General features: G+C 54.1%; 18 protein-coding genes and 2 pseudogenes. 13 read left to right on the forward strand and 7 right to left on the reverse strand.

Annotation, left to right across the window (positions count from 1 at the left end):
• Positions 1-181 precede the first annotated feature (181 nt).
• The 5 genes from RHI63_RS04320 to purU all read left to right on the forward strand — a co-directional run bounded on the left by RHI63_RS04320 (position 182) and on the right by purU (position 7,167).
• Positions 182-1,006 (forward strand): carbohydrate ABC transporter permease, encoded by an 825-nt coding sequence (locus RHI63_RS04320; RefSeq protein ID WP_315862916.1) that lies wholly within the window; start codon positions 182-184, stop codon positions 1,004-1,006.
• Between the two features lie 187 nt (positions 1,007-1,193).
• A complete protein-coding gene (gene groES, locus RHI63_RS04325; protein ID WP_149820030.1) occupies positions 1,194-1,505 on the forward strand; it encodes a co-chaperone GroES in 312 nt (103 codons plus the stop codon).
• A gap of 69 nt (positions 1,506-1,574) precedes the next feature.
• Positions 1,575-3,212, forward strand: a complete 1,638-nt coding sequence (gene groL / locus RHI63_RS04330; protein WP_310821911.1) for a chaperonin GroEL — start codon at positions 1,575-1,577, stop codon at positions 3,210-3,212.
• A 174-nt stretch (positions 3,213-3,386) separates the two neighbouring features.
• Complete coding sequence (gene uvrA, locus RHI63_RS04335; protein ID WP_310821912.1) at positions 3,387-6,248, forward strand: excinuclease ABC subunit UvrA; 2,862 nt, start codon at positions 3,387-3,389, stop codon at positions 6,246-6,248.
• Positions 6,249-6,291: 43 nt separating this feature from the next.
• On the forward strand, positions 6,292-7,167 hold the full coding sequence (gene purU, locus RHI63_RS04340) for a formyltetrahydrofolate deformylase (protein ID WP_310821914.1): 876 nt from the start codon (positions 6,292-6,294) through the stop codon (positions 7,165-7,167).
• A gap of 7 nt (positions 7,168-7,174) precedes the next feature.
• Here the strand turns inward: purU and RHI63_RS04345 are convergent, their stop codons facing one another.
• Together RHI63_RS04345 and RHI63_RS04350 are read right to left on the reverse strand one after the other, a co-directional pair.
• Positions 7,175-7,396 carry a type ISP restriction/modification enzyme gene (locus RHI63_RS04345; RefSeq protein ID WP_225901655.1) on the reverse strand — a complete coding sequence of 74 codons (222 nt, stop codon included), beginning with the start codon at positions 7,394-7,396 and terminating at the stop codon, positions 7,175-7,177.
• A gap of 29 nt (positions 7,397-7,425) precedes the next feature.
• A pseudogene (locus RHI63_RS04350) lies at positions 7,426-7,972 on the reverse strand (transposase).
• 121 nt (positions 7,973-8,093) lie between these two features.
• On the opposite strand from RHI63_RS04350, the pseudogene RHI63_RS04355 reads away from it, so the two are divergent.
• A pseudogene (locus RHI63_RS04355) lies at positions 8,094-8,282 on the forward strand (hypothetical protein); the annotation flags it as partial.
• A gap of 13 nt (positions 8,283-8,295) precedes the next feature.
• Here the strand turns inward: RHI63_RS04355 and yidD are convergent.
• The gene (gene yidD, locus RHI63_RS04360) at positions 8,296-8,556 is read right to left on the reverse strand and encodes a membrane protein insertion efficiency factor YidD (protein ID WP_206201226.1); all 261 of its coding nucleotides are present in this window, start codon (positions 8,554-8,556) and stop codon (positions 8,296-8,298) included.
• Between the two features lie 36 nt (positions 8,557-8,592).
• Positions 8,593-9,378, reverse strand: coding sequence for a precorrin-4 C(11)-methyltransferase (gene cobM / locus RHI63_RS04365; RefSeq protein ID WP_206201227.1), 786 nt, complete (start codon positions 9,376-9,378; stop codon positions 8,593-8,595).
• A gap of 98 nt (positions 9,379-9,476) precedes the next feature.
• Between cobM and RHI63_RS04370 the strand changes: the two genes are divergently transcribed.
• Positions 9,477-10,076 (forward strand): DJ-1/PfpI family protein, encoded by a 600-nt coding sequence (locus tag RHI63_RS04370; protein ID WP_310744872.1) that lies wholly within the window; start codon positions 9,477-9,479, stop codon positions 10,074-10,076.
• A gap of 12 nt (positions 10,077-10,088) precedes the next feature.
• A complete protein-coding gene (locus RHI63_RS04375) occupies positions 10,089-10,667 on the forward strand; it encodes a hypothetical protein (RefSeq protein ID WP_206201229.1) in 579 nt (192 codons plus the stop codon).
• Between the two features lie 33 nt (positions 10,668-10,700).
• On the opposite strand, the gene RHI63_RS04380 is transcribed toward RHI63_RS04375, so the two are convergent.
• Positions 10,701-12,323, reverse strand: coding sequence for a hypothetical protein (locus tag RHI63_RS04380; protein ID WP_310743437.1), 1,623 nt, complete (start codon positions 12,321-12,323; stop codon positions 10,701-10,703).
• Between the two features lie 418 nt (positions 12,324-12,741).
• Here RHI63_RS04380 and RHI63_RS04385 point away from each other — a divergent pair, with 418 nt between their 5' ends.
• Positions 12,742-14,556 (forward strand): ABC transporter ATP-binding protein, encoded by a 1,815-nt coding sequence (locus tag RHI63_RS04385; RefSeq protein ID WP_310821915.1) that lies wholly within the window; start codon positions 12,742-12,744, stop codon positions 14,554-14,556.
• On the opposite strand, the gene RHI63_RS04390 is transcribed toward RHI63_RS04385, so the two are convergent.
• Positions 14,540-15,697 carry an MFS transporter gene (locus RHI63_RS04390; protein ID WP_302678957.1) on the reverse strand — a complete coding sequence of 386 codons (1,158 nt, stop codon included), beginning with the start codon at positions 15,695-15,697 and terminating at the stop codon, positions 14,540-14,542. The two genes, RHI63_RS04385 and RHI63_RS04390, sit on opposite strands and share 17 nt — an antisense overlap.
• Positions 15,698-15,771: 74 nt before the next feature.
• On the opposite strand from RHI63_RS04390, the gene RHI63_RS04395 reads away from it, so the two are divergent.
• From RHI63_RS04395 to RHI63_RS04410, 4 genes are all read left to right on the forward strand, one after another.
• Positions 15,772-16,755 carry an AEC family transporter gene (locus tag RHI63_RS04395; RefSeq protein ID WP_302678958.1) on the forward strand — a complete coding sequence of 328 codons (984 nt, stop codon included), beginning with the start codon at positions 15,772-15,774 and terminating at the stop codon, positions 16,753-16,755.
• Between the two features lie 83 nt (positions 16,756-16,838).
• On the forward strand, positions 16,839-18,203 hold the full coding sequence (locus tag RHI63_RS04400) for a type IV pilus twitching motility protein PilT (protein WP_302678959.1): 1,365 nt from the start codon (positions 16,839-16,841) through the stop codon (positions 18,201-18,203).
• A gap of 4 nt (positions 18,204-18,207) precedes the next feature.
• Positions 18,208-18,936, forward strand: coding sequence for a circadian clock KaiB family protein (locus tag RHI63_RS04405; RefSeq protein WP_310821916.1), 729 nt, complete (start codon positions 18,208-18,210; stop codon positions 18,934-18,936).
• Positions 18,937-18,988: 52 nt separating this feature from the next.
• Positions 18,989-19,768, forward strand: coding sequence for an FAD-binding domain-containing protein (locus RHI63_RS04410; RefSeq protein WP_310821917.1), 780 nt, complete (start codon positions 18,989-18,991; stop codon positions 19,766-19,768).
• Between the two features lie 2 nt (positions 19,769-19,770).
• Here the strand turns inward: RHI63_RS04410 and RHI63_RS04415 are convergent, their stop codons facing one another.
• A complete protein-coding gene (locus RHI63_RS04415; RefSeq protein WP_149817272.1) occupies positions 19,771-20,208 on the reverse strand; it encodes an ATP-binding protein in 438 nt (145 codons plus the stop codon).
• Positions 20,209-20,258 lie beyond the last annotated feature (50 nt).

The following is a 20,258-nucleotide window of genomic DNA, read 5'->3' on the forward strand; positions in this document are numbered from 1 at the left end:
TCCTCAAGAGCCCTCCCAACCCCCTGAGTGGGGCAGATCAATCTCTATGAAAGGGGGAAGGAGAATGTACCTCACTGGCAGTTAAAGCAGGGATGAGGGAGAATTGGACATGCAGCTCTCAAGAGGCTGGCTTTCCGAAGGGCGCAGGGTTTTGTTTGGGGAGCGGAAGGTTGTGGATGGGCTGAAACGGCTCTTGGGCAGAGGTCACTCCTTGGGGTTGACCCTAGTATTGACATTGGGGGCGTTGCTGGTTCTCAGCCCCCTACTGGTGGTGCTCTGTACGTCGGGCTGGCCACCGGGAACCCTACCTACCCAATTGTTGCCACCCCAAGGCTGGACATGGCAGAGCTATCAGGCAGCATGGCAGGAGGGACACTTTATCTTGGCCTTTGCCAACTCAACGTTTGTGGCTTTAGCGGTAACGGCGCTCCAGTTGGTGACCTCAGCCCTAGCGGGTTACGCCCTTGCGCGACTTTCGTTTCCGGGGCAACAGACGATTTTGCTGCTGATGCTGGCAACCCTAGTGATCCCATTTCAACTTTTGGTGATCCCAATTTTCCTCATCCTCAAGGCGGGTCATCTGATCAATACCTATGGCGCCTTGATCTTGCCGACGGCGGCCAATGGCTTTGGCGTCTTTTTGATGCGGCAGTTTTTTCTCACATTGCCCGTTGCCCTTGAGGAGGCAGCCCTCTTGGATGGGGCAAATCGCTGGCAAGTCCTCTGGCATATTCTCTTGCCCCTGAGCCGACCGGCCTTGGTCACACTCTTTATCTTTACCTTTATTGGGGAGTGGAATGACCTCTTTAAGCCCTTGGTCTTTACCACTAAACCAGAACTGATCACAGTGCAGCTTTCCTTGGCCAGTTTTCAAGAGCAGTTCACCAATGATTGGCCGTTGATGATGGCGGCGGCGGTGATTGCCACTGTGCCGGTGATGATTTTGTTTATCTTGGGTCAGCGGCAACTGATTCGCGGCATTGCCACGACGGGACTAAAGAGCTAAAGTTCCGTTCGGAAAACCGTACTGCAACAGGAGTTGCGATCGCCAACCGTCTCTCGCTACATTAGCACTCGAAGGGTGAGAGTGCTAAACAACTGTAAGTGATGCTCTTGCCCCCCAGAAACTGCGCGATGAGCCGTGCAGTGAGTGCTATCAATCCATACTCTTACAATTGGGAGAACAGTACGCTATGGCAGCCGTATCTCTAAGCGTTTCAACTGTGAAGCCGTTGGGCGATCGCATTTTTGTCAAAGTCAGCGAAAGTGAAGAACGTACCGCAGGGGGGATTCTCCTGCCCGACAACGCCCGTGAAAAACCCCAAGTGGGCGAAGTGACCGCCGTCGGTCCTGGCAAACTCACTGAAGACGGCAAGCGTCAGCCCATGGATGTGAAAGTGGGGGACAAAGTGCTGTACTCCAAATATGCCGGTACTGAAGTGAAACTGGCGGGCGAAGACTACGTTCTCCTCTCGGAAAAAGACATCTTGGCCATTGTTGGCTAAGTCGCTGACACTCCTTACATTTCTGTGCGATTTTTCATCACTGTTGAACGATTGAGGTAGGAAACACCTATGGCGAAGCGCATTATCTACAACGAAAATGCTCGTCGTGCCCTCGAAAAAGGGATGGACATCTTGGCTGAATCCGTGGCCGTGACCCTTGGTCCTAAAGGACGGAACGTAGTTCTGGAGAAAAAATTTGGCGCCCCCCAAATTGTCAACGACGGGGTGACGATCGCCAAAGAAATTGAACTGGAAGATCACATTGAAAATACCGGTGTGGCGCTGATCCGCCAAGCCGCCTCGAAAACCAATGATGCTGCCGGTGACGGTACGACTACGGCAACGGTTCTTGCCCATGCCATGGTGAAAGAGGGGCTGCGCAACGTGGCTGCCGGTGCTAACCCCATTGCCCTGAAACGCGGGATTGACAAAGCCACCCACTTCCTTGTGGAAAAAATTGCTGAACATGCCCGTCCGGTGGAAGATTCCAAAGCCATTGCCCAAGTGGCAGCGATCTCTGCCGGTAACGATGAAGAAGTGGGTCGGATGATTGCCGATGCCATGGACAAAGTGGGCAAAGAAGGCGTGATCTCCCTCGAAGAAGGCAAATCCATGACCACCGAACTCGAGGTCACTGAGGGGATGCGCTTTGACAAGGGCTACATCTCCCCCTACTTTGCCACCGACACCGAGCGCATGGAAGCGGTGCTTGATGAACCCTTCGTGCTGATCACCGACAAGAAAATTACCTTAGTGCAAGATCTGGTGCCGATCCTCGAACAAGTGGCTCGCGCCGGTAAACCGCTGGTGATCATTGCTGAAGACATCGAGAAAGAAGCCTTGGCGACCCTCGTGGTCAACCGTCTGCGCGGTGTCTTGAATGTGGCTGCGGTGAAAGCTCCCGGCTTTGGCGATCGCCGTAAAGCAATGCTCGAAGATATTGCCGTCCTCACAGCGGGTCAAGTGATCACCGAAGATGCCGGTCTGAAGCTGGAAAATACGAAGCTGGATATGCTCGGTAAAGCTCGCCGCATCACCATCACCAAAGATCACACCACGATTGTGGCCGAAGGCAATGAAAAAGCCGTCAAAGCTCGCTGCGAGCAAATCCGTCGCCAAATCGAAGAAACCGACTCCAGCTATGACAAAGAAAAACTGCAGGAGCGGTTGGCCAAACTGGCCGGTGGTGTGGCCGTGATTAAAGTCGGTGCTGCCACTGAAACCGAAATGAAAGATCGCAAACTCCGTCTGGAAGATGCGATTAACGCCACCAAAGCCGCTGTTGAAGAGGGGATTGTCCCCGGCGGTGGTACCACCTTGGTGCACTTGGCGCCTGAGTTGAGCAACTGGGCGGCTGAGCACCTGACGGGTGAAGAACTGATTGGTGCCAACATTGTTGAGCGTGCCCTTAGCGCTCCCCTGCATCGCATCGCTGAAAACGCGGGTCAAAACGGTGCCATCATTGTCGAACGGGTGAAAGAAAAACCCTTCGATGTGGGTTATGATGCTGCCAAAGATGAATATGTCAACATGTTCGATGCTGGTATCGTTGACCCTGCCAAAGTCACCCGCTCGGCTCTGCAAAATGCGGCCTCTATTGCCGGTATGGTGCTGACCACCGAGTGCATCATCGTTGACAAACCCGAACCCAAGGACAACAATCCTGCGGGTGCCAGTGCCGGCATGGGCGGTGACTTCGACTACTAAGCCCAACCCGTTGGTGAATCCCTCAGACTCACTGGGTTCACCGCAAGTAACCTAAGTCACACTCACAGCGGGGAAACCACACCCCGCTTTTTTATTGCGTGGCGCCAAACGGGTCTGGCAGCGTTGCTATAATAACCCTCAATGTAACGTTTTTTAACATTCGCAGTTTGCAGCATGGGCGATCCAGTGCCTACGGGTGAAATTCGGGTTCGGGGTGCACGGCAGCATAATCTGAAAAACATTGACCTCGATCTGCCCCGCGATCGCCTGATTGTGATGACAGGGGTTTCTGGTTCCGGTAAGTCCTCTCTGGCCTTTGACACGATTTTTGCTGAAGGGCAACGCCGCTATGTGGAGTCCCTGAGTGCCTATGCACGGCAATTCCTCGGTCAGTTGGATAAGCCGGATGTGGATGCCATTGAGGGGCTGAGTCCAGCGATTTCCATTGATCAAAAGTCCACTTCCCACAATCCTCGCTCGACGGTGGGCACGGTGACGGAAATCTATGATTACCTGCGGCTGCTCTATGGCCGTGCGGGTGAACCCCATTGCCCCCATTGCGATCGCTCGATTCGCCCCCAAGCCGTTGATGAAATGGTGGATCAGGTGATGCAGTTGCCCCCTCAGACCCGCTTTCAAGTTCTAGCTCCTATTGTCAAGGGGAAAAAGGGCACGCATAAAAAACTGCTGTCGAGTCTTGCTAGTGAAGGCTTTGTGCGGGTTCGCATTAATGGCGAGGTGCGCGACCTCAGTGATGCCATTGAACTGGATAAAAACCATGCCCACACGATTGAAATTGTTGTCGATCGCCTTGTGCTGAAGCCGGGGATTGAGGAACGCTTAGCGGACTCGCTGCGAACTGCCTTGCACCATGCCAATGGTACGGCAATGGTCAGTGTGGTACCCCGCGAGGGTGAGGCTGAGGGTCAAACGCTCCTATTTTCCGAAAATTTTGCCTGTCCGGAGCATGGGGCAGTGATGGATGAGCTATCGCCGCGGCTCTTTTCCTTTAACTCCCCCTACGGTGCCTGTCCAGAGTGTCATGGCTTGGGCTATTTGCGCAAATTTAGCCCGGAGTTGATTGTCCCCAATCCTGAACTACCGGTCTATCTGGCGATCGCCCCCTGGGCCAAGAAAGAACATGATTACTACCTTGCTCTCCTCTGTGGTATTGCTGAGGCCTTTGGCTTTGACATCAATACACCGTGGTACCGCCTCACGGAGTTGCAACGGGAAATTATCCTCTACGGCACCGATACCCCAATTCTCATCCCCGCCGATTCCCGCTATCGCAAACGGGACTATTACCGCCAATTCCAAGGGGTGATCCCAATTCTAGAGCGGCAGTACCGCGAGACCACCTCCGAGGCCTACAAGCAAAAATTGGAAGAGTACCAAGTCAATCAAACCTGCCCCGCCTGTGGTGGTCAACGCCTAAAACCCGCCGCCCTAGCAGTGCGCTTGGGGCAATATCGCCTCACGGATCTCACCAGTGTCTCGATTCGCGAGTGTTTAGCACGGCTGCGATCGCTCCAACTGAGTGCCCGCCAACAGCAGATTGCGGAGCTGGCTCTGCGGGAAGTGATCGCGCGATTACAGTTTCTCGTGGATGTGGGGCTAGATTACCTGACGCTGGATCGCAGTGCGGCCACCCTCTCTGGTGGTGAAGCCCAACGCATTCGCTTGGCCACTCAAATTGGCTCTGGCCTGACGGGAGTGCTCTATGTCCTCGATGAACCTAGTATTGGCTTGCATCAGCGGGATAATGATCGCCTGCTGCAAACGCTGTTTCGCCTGCGGGACTTGGGGAATACGCTGATTGTGGTTGAACACGATGAGGACACGATCCGCGCTGCCGATCACATTGTTGATATTGGCCCAGGGGCGGGAATCCACGGCGGCCAGATTGTGGCTCAAGGCAGCCTAGAGGCGATTCTCAATCATCCCGACTCCCTGACGGGGGCTTATCTGTCGGGGCGCAAGCGCATTGAAACTCCCAGCGATCGCCGGCCGGGGAATGGTCAATCCCTGATTCTCAAACAGGTATCTCGCAATAATCTCAAGAACATCACCGTAGAAATTCCCCTCGGTAAGCTGGTGTGTCTGACGGGGGTATCGGGGTCGGGGAAATCCACCCTCATGCACGAAGTCCTCTATCCTGCCCTGCAGCACCATCTTGGTCACAGTGTGCCGCTCCCCAAGGGACTTGGCGAGATTGAAGGCTTAAATGCCATTGACAAGGTGATTGTCATTGACCAGTCTCCCATTGGTCGTACCCCCCGCTCGAACCCTGCCACCTACATTGGGGTGTTTGATGTTATCCGTGAGGTCTTTAGCCAAACCGTGGAGGCCAAGGCACGGGGCTATAAACTAGGGCAATTTTCCTTCAATATCAAGGGCGGACGCTGTGAAGCCTGCGCTGGCCAAGGGGTCAATGTGATTGAGATGAACTTTTTGCCCGATGTCTATGTGCAGTGTGAAGTGTGCAAGGGGGCACGCTACAATCGCGATACCCTGCAAGTGAAGTACAAAGGCTGCTCGATCGCCGACGTTTTGGATATGACCGCCGAGACGGCACTGGCCTTTTTTGAAAATATCCCCAAGGCAGTGAGCAAGCTGCAAACTCTCGTGGATGTGGGCTTGGGCTATCTCAAACTAGGGCAAACGGCACCGACCCTCTCTGGGGGCGAAGCCCAACGCCTCAAATTGGCGTCTGAACTGTCGCGGCGTGCCACGGGCAAAACGCTCTACTTGATTGATGAACCCACCACCGGTCTGTCCTTCTACGATGTGCATAAACTCCTCGATGTATTGCAGCGTCTCGTGGACAAGGGCAACTCGATTTTGGTGATTGAGCACAATCTGGATGTGATTCGCTGTGCCGATTGGATTATTGACCTTGGACCAGAGGGGGGCGATCGCGGCGGAGAGGTGGTTGCCGTCGGCACCCCTGAAGCGGTGGCACTGGTGCCCCAATCCTACACAGGGCAGTACCTCGCCAAGGTGTTAAATCGCGCCGCCAGTCCTCAGCAGTAGTAGAATACAGGTTGCTCTGCCTTGCTTTATTCCCTTTATTCCTATGTCCATGCCCACCATGACCCTCTGCATTTCCTGTCCTGATCAGCGGGGGTTAGTGGCCAAGTTGGCGCAGTTTGTCTATCGCTACAACGGTAACATTGTTCATGCTGATCACCACACGGATGCTGTCGCGGGCATTTTTCTCTCCCGCCTCGAGTGGGAACTAGAGGGCTTTGAAATCCCCCGCGATCAGATTGCTGCCACATTTATCAACTATGCACAGCGGGAAAAAGTCTTTGCCAGTTGGCAGGGGGTGCGCTGGCAGTTGCGGGTGTCGGATATTCCCTATCGCTTGGCCATTTGGGTGAGCCGCCAAGATCATTGCCTGTGGGATTTGCTCCTGCGGCAGCGAGCCGGGGATCTCTTTGCGGAAATTCCCCTGATTATCAGTAACCATGAGCATTTACGTCCCATTGCCGAACAGTTTGGCATTGACTTTCACTATATCCCCGTGACACCAGAGACCAAGCCCCTTGCCGAAGCCAAGCAGCTGCAACTGCTCAAGGACTACAACATCGATCTGGTGGTGCTGGCCAAGTATATGCAGGTACTCAGTCCAGAATTTATTGAGGCCTTTCCCCAAGTGATCAACATTCACCATTCATTTTTGCCTGCCTTTGCGGGGGCGAATCCCTACCACCGTGCCTATGAGCGGGGGGTAAAAATCATTGGTGCCACGGCCCACTATGCTACAGCGGATTTGGATGAAGGACCGATTATTGAGCAGGCAGTTGTGCACATTAGCCATCGCGATACGGTGGCAGATCTGATTCGCAAGGGCAAGGATTTAGAACGGGTGGTCTTGGCACGGGCAGTACGGCTGCATTTGCAAAATCGGATTCTGGTGTATGGCAATCGCACGGCAGTCTTTGCCTAGGCGCTAATCAGGGGGCAGTTGCCTTTTTGCTGAGGAGCTTGAACTTTGGAAGCTGTTGGACAATCTGGAGCGTTTCGACGCTCACTCGCACCACGCGCTTCAGTAAGTCAATAATGTAGCGGGGATCTGCTGACCAGTCGTTGGGGTCATTGCGAATTTGGCTGTCTTTATCCACAGTGACTTGATAGCGATCCATCACCCACTCGATGGCAGGCTTGCCATTCACCACATATAGCTATTCCAATAAAAAATGAGATATCATCCAGCACAATACTTGCGAATCACTTCATCAATCGAACTGTTTGACCCTGCATACATCCGCGCTCGCTTCAGCGCACTAAAGTCGTGCTCAATCACATTCAAATCAGGAGAGTATTTCGGTAAAAATAACACCGCGTGACCCGCCGCTTTCACCACTGCCTGAATCGCCCCTTTTGGATGAATCGGTGCATTATCCATCATCAACAACGACGGTCTCTTTAACGCCGGCAAACAGTACTGACTTAGCCAGCTCACAAACCCTAACGCATTCAAGTATCCGCAAAACAGCATTGGGGCGATGAAGTCTTTCTGGTGTCTATACCGTCCTGCGACTCAACTCTCTCTTTTCTGACGCTTCCCCGCTCGCTCTCCATCAATCGGGATGGGCAGCAACATCGGCTGCTAAGGCCGCCCAATCCAGTTTCCAAGGACGACGGGGGACAACCGTGGGGGCTGAGTCCTCTCGCTTCAGCCAGCGATGGATAGTGGCGCGACTGACCTGGAAGATTTGAGTTGCTTCACTGATTTTGCCACCTTGCTGGATGTAGGAGACAACCCGCTCTCGTCAGTCCAAGCCATAGCTCATATTCTTGAGTAACATTCATGACGCTTTGAGTATAGCCTATCCCTCTTGAAAATATCTCACTCCTTTTCGAAATAGCTATAAATCTTCAATTGACAAGGCAGGGATGTATATCTTTGATCGCAAGGTGAATTTTTATGCACGCCACCCCCAACGCCAAATTGACCGTAAAATCGTGATTTCGCCAATGGTAGAGGATCGGGCACGACCAGTTGCCGCAGCATTGGGAATAGAAATTTATCGCTATGCCGATGCCGTAGAGGGTCGATAGGCTCTCCCGGACACTAACAAGGGGAAGAGGGGGGCACAGAGTCATCGTGGGGATCGGGTACAGGGTCATAGCCGCCGGCGGCAAAGGGGTGGCAGCGCAAAATACGACGAATAGCTAAATAGGTTCCCTTGACTGCTCCAAATCGGGCGATCGCCTCAATCGCATAGACAGAACAAGTGGGCCTATAGCGACAGGTGGGCAAAAATAAGGGCGAAATCCAATGCTGATAAGCGCGAATCAAAAAGATCAGTGCTTTGCTTAGCCAGTTGTCCACAGCCTTTGCCTACAAGGTATCCCAATTATACGCAGGTTAATGGGGGCGAAATAGATGGTGATGTTCTGGACTATAGAGGCAGGAGCGCAATGAGCCATGGCCTTGATGTTGTACTGCCAGTGCTGGACTGATCAGGTAAAGGGTGGTGCGCGTCAAGCGCTGCTGCTGACTAAACGCCGCCATTTCAGCCAAGGGAACCAGCCACAACTGCTCATCGGGCCATCCCAAGCGGTAGCCCACAGCAACTGGGGTTTCGGGTGGATAGTGCTGAAGCAAATCTCGCTGGGCACGGTGGACACAATTCGCACTCAGGTAGAGGCAAAGGCTGGCTTTGTGGGCGGCTAGACTGGCCAATTCTTCTGTTGGTGGGACGCGTGTACGGCCACTGGCACGGGTGAGGATAATTGTCTGTACCAATTCGGGTAGGGTGAGTTCGGCATTGAGGCGGGCGGCGGCCAATTGATAGGCACTGATGCCGGGGACAACTTCAACGGTAATGCCTGCTTCGGTGAGGCGGGCAATCTGCTCGTGAATGGCACTGTAGAGGCTCGGATCTCCCGATTGCAACCGTACCACTTTTTTACCCGCTTGGACTGCTTCAACCATCAGCGGAATCATTTCTTCAAGAGTCATTGCGGCTGTGGGAATACAGGTGGCACTCGGCGGTGCAAACTGCAAAATCCCCGTCGGCACAAGAGAATCGGCATAGAAAATCACATCGGCCTCTTGGATCAGCCGTTGTCCCTTGAGGGTGAGTAATTCTGGATCACCGGGGCCAGCACCCACAAAGTAAACCCCAGCCGAGGTCTGTCTTTTTAGCACTACACTGCACCTGATTATTCCCCTTACTAAGATTAACTTTTGCCGGTAACACAAGTTATGTCAGGATCAAGACAGGTCAGTTTAAGAGGCAGCGAATCATGAGCGGCAAACGGATTCTCATGCTTGTGGGTGACTATGTGGAAGATTACGAAGTGATGGTGCCGTTCCAAGCCCTCCAAATGGTGGGTCATACCGTGCATGCTGTCTGCCCTGATAAAGTCGCTGGGGACATTGTTCGCACGGCAGTTCACGATTTTGAGGGGGATCAAACCTATAGTGAAAAGCGGGGACATAACTTTACCCTCAATGCCACTTTTGCAGAGATTGACCCCGTTACCTACGATGCACTAGTGGTGCCGGGGGGTCGTGCCCCAGAGTATTTGCGCCTCAATCCACGGGTCCTAGAAATCACCAAGCACTTCGGCGAGACCCAAAAACCGATTGCAGCCATTTGTCACGGCCTCCAACTGTTGGCGGCAGCAGGCGTTATTGCGGGCAAAACCTGTACGGCCTATCCGGCCTGTGGCCCTGAGGTCGTGAGTGCTGGGGGTAACTTTACCAGTGTGGCAGTGGATGCAGTCGTAGTGGATGGCAATCTGGTCACGGCGCCCGCTTGGCCTGCCCATCCCCAGTGGTTGGCGGCATTTTTAGAGATTTTGGGAACAACGATTAGCCACCAACCCTTGGCAGCAGTGTAGGATCACCGTGGCATGGCGATCGCCCTCAGCCAAATTGCCCAATATCTCCAACGGCACCAACTGAACTATCGGTTGAATGCGGCCAACCACCAAATTATTACGGGCGTCAACGGTGATCACCTTGAGCGATTTATCGTCGTCATTGAGCTAGATGAGGGAGGCGAGTTTTTTAAGCTTTATGCCCCCAATCTTTTGCCGGGGATTAAAACCCACCAGTTTCGTGATGCCATTTTGCAAACGCTACTGTGCATTTCGTGGCAGACAAAAATGTTGCAGTGGGAGTACGACCCCAATGAGGGTGAAGTGCGTGCCATGATTGAATTCCCCATTGAGGACAGCACCCTCACCGAACGGCAATTTTTTCGCTGCTTGGGGGCACTCGTGGAAATCGTTGACAATACAGTGCCGCGACTGCGAGAGTTGGTTGAACAGGAGCCTCCGCCGCTCGACGCGGATCTGGCCATGGGCGAACGCCTATTGCTGACGATTCAGGAAGAAGCACCGGGGCTATTGGATCTCATTGCCCAAGCTCTTGAAGCCCGTCGCCAACGGGGTCGGGTTAGTTTGAATTTAGAGAATTTAGACACCTAAGTCAGACATCTAGAGTTCTGTTTAGATTCAGATTCAAGACGAGGGGGGTGCAGGGGGCGTTTGCCGCGCGTAGAAGCGGCCATTCTTCATTTCAATCAACCCTTGACACTTTTCACAACTAAAGCGCCACAGCTTACCGACCGGAACTTTCAGCGGGTGATGACAATGGGGACACTCGCCACTCCATACCTCCTCATCCCCAAGCATCCACATACTGCCCACGACCATCGGCAGACCGATGATGGTTCCTAATCCCGTGGCACAAAAGCCCAGACCCATGACTATGCCGGCAAGACCTGCCACCTTTGATTGATGATCGCGGGGGACTTTTTCAATGGTGGGAATGGTGTAAATCTCGGATTCAGAGGGGGGCTGGGGGGGTTCTGTGGCGGTTTCAGGGGGTGGTGGGGGTTCTTGTGTCTTATCTGCCTGAACCTGTGGCCCAGGCTCGGCCTCTAACCAAGGATCCCGTAGGGGAGGATAGTTGGCGGCTTCTTGGTGTTGGGGAAGGGCAGAAGATTCTGAAGGAACTGGGGGTGCAGTGGGCAACATGTCTGAGACTGCCCAAGGATCCTCAACAACAGAGGCAGCGTCTGGGGCGATCGCCCCCTCAGGCGAGGATTCAGCTTCAGCCGTCATCTCAGCAGTCATGGCGGGCTGGGGGTCGATCTCCGCCTCTAAGGCTTCTAGGGCGGCAATGTCCTCAGTCGTCGGTTCAGGGAAGTCGTATGCTTCAAGGGTCGGTTGCTCTAGGGTAGCTTCAGAGAGTTCGGGTGCTGGTTCAGGGATCTCAGCAATACTGTCTTGGGCTTCTGGTGTTGCAATGCTCTCTTCTATGGACTCAGAAGCTTCTGGAGGTGGTTCAGCAGCGACCTCGAAGACTGGCAATTCTCCTGAGAACCCATCAAGGGTGTCGGATTCAATACGCTCTTCTTGAAGGGGGGGCGACTCAGATGGAGATTCTTCACGATCAGTATTGGGTTCTGGTGAGGGTGGGTTGGGGTCAAAGGCGGCAGCTAAATCTGCCAAACTAATGTCCTCATCAGGATCGATTTCTGGAATCTCATCTAGGAAACGCTCTTGCGGCTCACTGATGGGTTCTGCCCCTGTTCCATTCTCAGTGACTTGCTCTAGGGGAGGAGCTACATCCCCATATTCAGGTATGCTCTCTACTGGAATTGGCTGTTCTTTCTCTTCGGGCGATCGCGCCACAGCATCCTGACTTTCAGATGTGGCAGGTACCTCGGAGGTCATAAAAGCAGACATTAAATCCAGCAGCGTGGGTTCAGGGGAGGGTGGCTCAGTCGCTGCCGTTTCGGTGCCCCATGGATCCTCGACCACGTCTCGATGGGGTTGGGTGGGTGGCAGGACTTGGAGCTGAAAATGACTTTCCCAGAGAGGGACGCCCAACACCCGTGACTCAATGAAAACCCGTTGAATCTCTGGCAAGTGCAATTTTTCTAAGGCAGTGCGGATCAAGGTTACGGCTGCCCCCTGATTGAGTATTTTTTCTGAATGCAGCGTGATCATTAACTCCTCGGCCTGACGTACCACAGTGGCCTTTACCCGCTTTGGCAGGAGGACAGCATTCAGCAGCGTACCAATGGCACGGGGGTCGCCCTGCCGCGCAATATCCAGCAAACGGGAATCACTCATAAACCGATCAATAGAATGGAACGGGGTGCCGCTAGTTCTAGCCTACTGCGATTTCAAAAGAGTGATAGGAAGCGGGTGGCGATCGCTTGACTATCCTACGTATCAACGACCAAGCTAACCTACACCCTAAGTTTAGAGCGGTTGAGAAGCTTGGAAAAAATCCCTTCGGCATCAAGGACGTCCATACCATTTTCTGAAGCGGCGGCTACAGGATCCTTGATTTGTGCGTTACCCTTTCGGCGTAACTTACCTTTTCGGGGATTTCAGTGGGGCTATGCGGGGGATTAATAGCCCGAACTACCTTTAGTGTAGCTAAGGGATGGCCAGATGACAACTCCCTAAAGCGTGTAAATTGTTACAAACAATTACAAGCACCCACTAGACTGGGAAAAAGGATGTTCACAAATTTCAGCAGGGCATGACAGCGGCAACACGCTCCACGGATTGGCAACTTTTGCAACGACTGATTCCTTACCTCAAGCCCTATCGCTGGGGACTGGTGGGAAGTGGCTTGCTCTTGATTCCCTTGGCGGCAGCAGCAGCATTACAACCGATCATCATTGGTCAGGCGATCGCCTTCCTCAAAGGCGAAGAGAGTACCTATAGCTTTTTGAAACCTTTGACCCTGACCCAAGGGATTGATCTACTGAGCATTGCACTGCTGATGACTGTGGTGCTGCGCTTTGGGGTGCAGGCGGTGCAGGGGTACTGGATTCAAAAAATTGGCCAAAACATTACTGCCGATATTCGCCATGACTTATTTGACCACGTGCTCCGGTTATCGTCGCGCTTTTTTGACCGCACCCCCGTCGGTAAGCTCATTACCCGCTTGACCAGTGATGTGGATGCTCTGGGGGATGTGTTTGCCACTGGCGCCGTGGGGGTTCTCAGCGATGTCTTCTCAATGCTGGTGGTCATCCTGACAATGTTTTTCATTGACCGCCTCCTAGCAACGCTGCTGCTGGCCTTGGTACTGCCGATCACTGCCCTGATTATCTATTTTCAACATCGCTACCGCGTGGCCAACTACAAATCCCGCGAGGAGCTGTCGCTACTGAATGCCGATCTTCAGGAAAACATCGTTGGCATTACCGTGGTGCAACTGTTTCGCCGTGAGGCCTTTAATAGCCAACTGTTTCGGCGGCGCAATCAACGCTACATCAAAGAGGTGGATCGGACGATTTTCTACGATTCGGCAGTATCAGCAACGTTGGAGTGGATTGCCTTTGTGGCGATCGCGGGGGTTCTCTGGCTGGGCGGTGCCTTGGTGGAGCAGCGCACGATTGACTTTGGCACTTTGGCCACGTTTATTCTCTTTTCCCAGCGCGTTTTTGATCCGTTGCGGCAGTTGGCGGAGAAATTTACCACGGTGCAAGCGGGCTTAACCGCCATTGAGCGCATCCATGATCTGCTCTCAGAACCGATTGAAATTCAGGATCCCGATCGCACCTTTTTGCGTTTGCCCAAGCCAGAAAATACAGCCGCTGCCGTTGAGTTTCGCGATGTCTGGCTGGCCTACAAAGACGATGACTATGTCCTCAAGCAACTTTCCTTTCAGATCCATGCTGGCGAAAAGGTGGCGATTGTTGGTCCTACGGGTGCAGGTAAAAGTTCAATTATTCGCTTGCTTTGTCGCCTCTATGATCCAACGCGCGGTGAAGTCCTTGTTAGTGGTCGCAATGTCCGCGACTTTACCCAAGCAGAACTGCGGCAGCACATTGGCGTGATTTTGCAGGATAGCTTTCTCTTTTCAGGGGATGTGAAAAGCAACATTGCCCTCGGTGACAACTACACCCTTGCCGAAATTCAGCGGGTGGCCGCCGAAATGAACATTGCCGACTTCATTGAGCAGTTGCCCCAAGGCTATGACACTCCCCTGCGGCAGCGGGGCACGAATCTATCAGCGGGGCAGCGACAACTTTTAGCCTTTGCGCGGGTAGCGATTCGCAATCCAGAAATCCTTGTCCTTGATGAGGCAACCGCCAATTTGGATGTGGGTACAGAGGTAATGATTCAGGAGGCCTTGAACCGCCTGTTGGTGAATCGAACCGCCATTATGATTGCCCACCGCCTAGCCACGATTCGCCATGTGGATCGCATTTTTGTGCTCAAACGGGGACAACTGGTGGAGCAGGGCACCCACAGTGAACTCTTGGCCCGCAATGGGGTGTATGCCCATCTCTACCGGTTACAGGCGCTTGCCGAAGAAGCAGCCCCTACCCAGGACGCCTGATCCTAATCCACAACAGCAGTGGCAGCCCTAGCAGTTGTAGCACTACCGACACCAATACCAACAGCCCCAAGGAGCGATCGTAGAGCACTCCCATGAGGAAACTGCCGAGAAACCACGCTAAGCCATAGCCAGTGCTAAAGATGCCATAGGCTGACCCCCGCCGCTCTGGGGGGACGAGGTTGGCGACGATCGCCCGCACAATGGATTCTTGGGCACCCATGCCAATACCCCACAGCACCATGCCCCAAATCACCGCAGAACTGAGGAAGACCAAGGGAGCAAAGCCTACCGACAGCACAACCGCAAGGATCAAGGCCATGATGCCAATGCGATCCAGTAAGTACCCAAAGAGCAGCGCAGCCACGGCATCAACCCCCATCGCCAAGGCGTAGAGCAGCGGGATTTGGCTCGTTTGCAGACTGTCTCCCTGCTGTAAATGAAAAGCAATCAAGGGGAAATCCACATAACCGGCGCCCAGAAAGGCCACGGCCAATAGATAAATCCAAAACAGTGTTGGTAGTCTTTTGGTATTCAGATCCTGCACCACCGTTTCAAAGTCCCGTGGCTCTGGGTACCGCCGCTGCGTCACCAATAAAACGACCAGCCCCATCAGGGCAGGGATGGCGAGGACGGCAAAACTCCATTGATAGTGCTGGGTGCGGGCAAAGACGCCGGCCACCATCAGCGGCCCAACAACGGCACCAATTTGATCCATCGCCTCATGGAGACCAAAGCCAAAGCCGCGACCCACTTGGCGAGCACCGTAGGAGAGCAACACATCGCGGGGGGGTGTACGAATCGCTTTACCGGTGCGCTCAGCAATCATGAATCCCGCTAGGACTTCCCAACGATGGGTCAAGGCCATGAGGGGCACAGCTAAGGTATTGATGGCATAACCAAGGGTGGTAATGCGCCAATAGGCACGGGTACGATCGCTGAGATAGCCAATCCCAAGGCGTAGACCATAGCCGATGAATTCCCCCAAACCCGCTACGAGGCCGACAACGGTACCACTGGCACCCAATACTCCTAAATAGACCCCCGTAAGACTGCGGGCGCCTTCATAGGTGGCGTCGGCACAGAGGGAAACCACCCCTAGGAGCACGACAAACCTGAGGGCGGAGCCTTTTTGGCAAACCATGACTCAACTCCTGTATTTAGGAATTTAGGAATGTCCACAGTATATTGAGTGGAGAATCGTTAAGGGCGATCGCGATGGTGGGTGCACTCAGCGCAGCTAGTCCCTTAGTCATTTGGACAAGTCTGGGGTTCATCTGTGGCCGTTGGTTGCCAGCAGTGATTCCCCAATGGTTGGGGCGCAGCCTCTATTGGGTCGGGGTACCCATTCAAATTTTTGCTTTGGTGCGGCAAACCAACTTCGCGGGGTTAATTTGGTTGGCACCGCTGCTGGCCTTTGTGGCGCTCATTGTCGGCTATACCCTTGCCCAAGGCCTTTACTATTGGCAGCAACGCTACTTTCAGCCCCAATGGCTCCACTATACTCCTCCCTTCCTGACAAGTACAGTTCCCGAAGGAGAAAGTCGCCGCTTTCAGGGGAGCTATCTGATTGCCAGCATTCTCGGCAATACGGGCTTTGTCGGTTTGGGGGTCACGATTCCTCTCCTGAGTGCCACGGCATTGCCCTGGGCGGCCTTCTATGCCATTACCCAAAATGCCCTCGGCACCTATGGATTGGGTTCATTTCTCGGTCAGTACTACGGTAAGGGCAATGATCAACCTTGGTGGCGCGCCTTGGCGGTGATTCCAACCGTGCCGACCCTTTGGGCCTCCATGGCCGGCTTTGCGACCCATGATCTTTCCTTTCCCGAGGCGATTGAAAAGTTGTGTGAGATGGATATTCACTTGGTGATTCCCTTTGCCTTTGTCCTCACTGGAATTCGTTTGAGTCGGCTCCCCGGCTGGCAAAGTTTTCGTATGGGGTTGCTGCCTATGTTAGTGAAGACGTTGTTGCTGCCATTGACGATGATGGCGATCGCCTATGGTTTGGGCTTGCGGGGCGATACGTTGCTGGCGATCGCGATTATGACTGGTACGCCCACCGCCTTTGCCGCGCTAATTTTGGCAGAGGAATACGAACTCAATACCGAACTGCCACCGGCGGTGATTGCTCTGAGTACCCTGAGCTTTGTGGCGGTGTTACCGCTGTGGGTGTTCCTGTGCCGCCAAGTTTTAACATAACGCTAACGACTGCTCTCCTTTTCCAAGAACAGTGGCACACTGAAAATACCTGATCCATTGCTAGCCCTCTCACGAGTTTCCCTATGACGAATCCCCAAAGTCCTCCTCCTCCACCGCCACGTGTTCCCAATTCACCCCCGATGCCACCGCCCCGGCCGCCAATGGGGGCGGGTGTTCCGCCGCTGCCTCCCCAACCGGGAATGGCGCCTCCCCGTCCTGCTGCCCCCCCACCGCCTCCCCAAGGGATGCCCCCACAGCCCGGCATGCCGCCTCGACCCATGCCACCACAACCGGGGATGCCGCCACGACCAATGCCGCCGCAGCCGGGAATGCCCCAACAGGCAGTACCGACCCAACCGATGCCCACACCAGCCGCGCGGATCTCTGGCCCGACAATGGAACAACTGGTGCGGGAGGCTTTTGAGCACGGCTATTCCGATATTCATGTTGGGGTTGGCGAAGCGCCGCGCTTTCGCGATCGCGGACGTTTAGAAATTACCAACTATCCCGTTACTGATGAGGAAACCTTTAACTACTGGCTGAATGAACTGCTGACCCCCCAACAAATTGAGCAGTTTCGCACCCACCTTGAATACGATGGTGCCTATCAGTACGAAGGGCTATGCCGTGTGCGGATCAACATCTTTGTCGCCCTCAAAGGCCCCGCCATGGTGCTGCGCTTGATTCCGGTGAAGATTCTGACCCTAGAGCAATTGAATTTGCCGCCGGTCTTCAAGGATCTCTGCCACTACCACAAGGGTCTGATTCTGGTGACAGGGCCAACGGGTTCCGGGAAATCCACCACCCTTGCGGCAATGGTGGACTATATCAATACCGAAATGCCGAAGCACATTATCTCCATTGAAGACCCGATTGAGTTTGTGCACCAAAGTCGCCGTGCCCTGATCCGCCAGCGGGAGGTGGGTATCCATACACTGAAGTTTGACAATGCTCTGAAGGCGTCATTGCGGGAAGACCCCGATATTATTCTGATTGGGGAGATGCGCGATCGCGAGACAGTGAATACAGCCCTAAAAGCAGCGCAAACGGGTCACTTGGTCTTTGGTACGTTGCACACCAACAGTGCCGTGAAAACGATTGAGCGGATCCTCAACCTCTACAACCCCGATGAACAAGGACCGATGCGGATGCAGGTGGCGGAGTCGCTGGTGGCAGTCATTGCCCAAGCCCTTGTGCGTACGACGGATGGTAAGCGGGCAGCGATTCACGAGATCATGATCAACACCGATGCCATCAAGGACTACATTTTACGGGGTGAAGTGGAGGAAATTGAGGCGATTATTCCGCAGTGTCGGTATGACGGCATGTGCACGATGAACCAATGCCTCTACGAACTCTATGAGGCGGGGCGCATTGATGAGGAAACCGCCATCGAAAACTCCCCCAAACCCAACGAAATGGCGCAAATTCTACGGGGTCGTGTCTAGGGCAATGGTTGGCCTCAAGCCTGTCTTATACAAGGGGTTGGCCCTCTTTACACCGGGGGAGGATGTGGTCTTTTGCCGTGACCCATCAAAACAGGGGCATTGGCATCAGTCGCTTTGTCAAGCCCTGCAACAACTGTTGGATTTGGAGGAGCCGCCCCTTTTCCTATCCCCCTGCTACACAGCGGCGGTAGATTACTGGTTTGATGAGGAGCAGCAATGCCTGCGAGTGGCGGCGGAGGTCTATCCCTTGGCATGGCCCCATCGTCCCCTATTGAATGCCCTCTTTGCCCCTGCTCATCAGCCCACATTGCCGTGGCAGTTGGTACAGGATCCGCAGCATCCCTGCGATGTCCAAGCCCTAGAGGCCTACCGCAGCAGCTTTCCCCAACTGTGGGAGCATCACCAACTGATCTATGATTTGCAGGAAGCCACCCCCCTGAGCAGTTTTGCACCGCGTCCTTCGGAACCCGATCGCTATGTCTTTCGCCTCTATGTGCGTGGAGAAACCCATGCCACGGAACTTGCCCTGAAGAATCTCCATGACTTGCTGAGTCGCTCCCTCAAGGTGCCCTATACGCTCAAAGTGGTGGATGTCACCAAGCAACCCGATCTGGCGGAGGAGGATCAAGTGCAGGCCACGCCAACCTTAGTGCGGGTCTATCCCCAGCCGGTGCGCCGCCTTGTGGGACACTTGGATAATCGCGATCGCCTGCAACGTTTATTAAGCCCTTAGACCGATGCCAAATTCTGCTAAAGATCTGCTCGCGGCTGCTGCTGTGGAGCGAATGGCGGGAACTCGTGATGCCTATGTGCCCTATCTGCGCCAAGTCTTTGCCGATGTGGTGGGGGCGGATGACGCGGTCAGTGAAACCCGTGGTGGCTTAGCAGCAGCCCAAGAGCGTTTGGCCAAGATACAGCCTCTACGGTATGGCAAAAGTCGCAACTTTTTGGCGGGGGCAGTAACGGGGCTTTCGGCCTATTTGCGCCATGGGGTGATTAGTTTGGCAACTGTGCGCGATCGCCTGCGGGAAGTGGTGTCTCACCCCCATCAAGCGGAAGCCTTACTGCAACAACTGGCGTGGCGAGACTATTGGCAGCGCCTCTATGCCCGTTGGGGCGATCGCCTGTGGCAGGACATCGAACCCTATAAAACGGGTTGGCAAGCAACCGATTATCAAACCGACTTACCTCCTGCACTCATCGCAGCGAAAACGGGACTGGCCTGTATGGATGCCTTTAGTGCCGACCTACAACGAATGGGCTACTTGCATAACCATGCGCGGTTATGGTTGGCGGCCTATGTGGTGCATTGGTGTCGGGTGCGCTGGCAGGCGGGAGCCGCTTGGTTTTTGCAGCATCTCCTCGATGGCGATCCGGCCAGTAATAACCTCTCGTGGCAGTGGGTGGCCAGTACCTTTAGCCACAAGCCCTACTTTTTTAACCGTCAAAACCTCGAGCGCTATAGCGATGGCAAATACTGTCGCCAGTGTGCGATGGGCGATCGCTGTCCCTTTGATGCCACCTACGAGGAATTGGCAGCCCGCCTTTTCCCCCACAAGGAATAGGGTTATTGGGGAGTCGGCTTCACGGTTTTGCGCAGAATCAAACAGTTACCCGTATTGCCCACGCGCTGATAGTCCAATTCATCCATGATGGTTGCCAAGAGGCGTAGGCCGCGTCCCCCTTCGGCATCGAGGGCAATTTGGCTGGGGAGTGTTGCCAGTTTGGCCATCAAATCAAAGGGATCCCCTTGATCCCAAATGCGCAATTCAATCACAGTGTCTGCAAGGGAGAGATCAATGCGAATGGGGGTATCGCTGGCGCGATCGCGATGGGCATGGCGCACAGCATTGGTAAACCCCTCGGCAAGGGCGAGTTCCAATTTCAACCACTCTTCGATGGGCAGCGTCGTGGGGCGATATTGATTGAACCATGCCAAGAGAGCCTCCAGTTGGGTCAGGTCACTGGTCAGGGTTAGGGAAACCGTGGTGAAGGGAGGCGTCATAGGCTGAGTTGTCCTTGCTGGGGTGGAATCAGTTGCAGAGCTTTAGGATC

Origin of the sequence: Thermosynechococcus sp. GLH187, from assembly GCF_031583395.1 — a bacterium.
In the GTDB taxonomy this organism is placed as follows: Bacteria; Cyanobacteriota; Cyanobacteriia; order Thermosynechococcales; family Thermosynechococcaceae; genus Thermosynechococcus.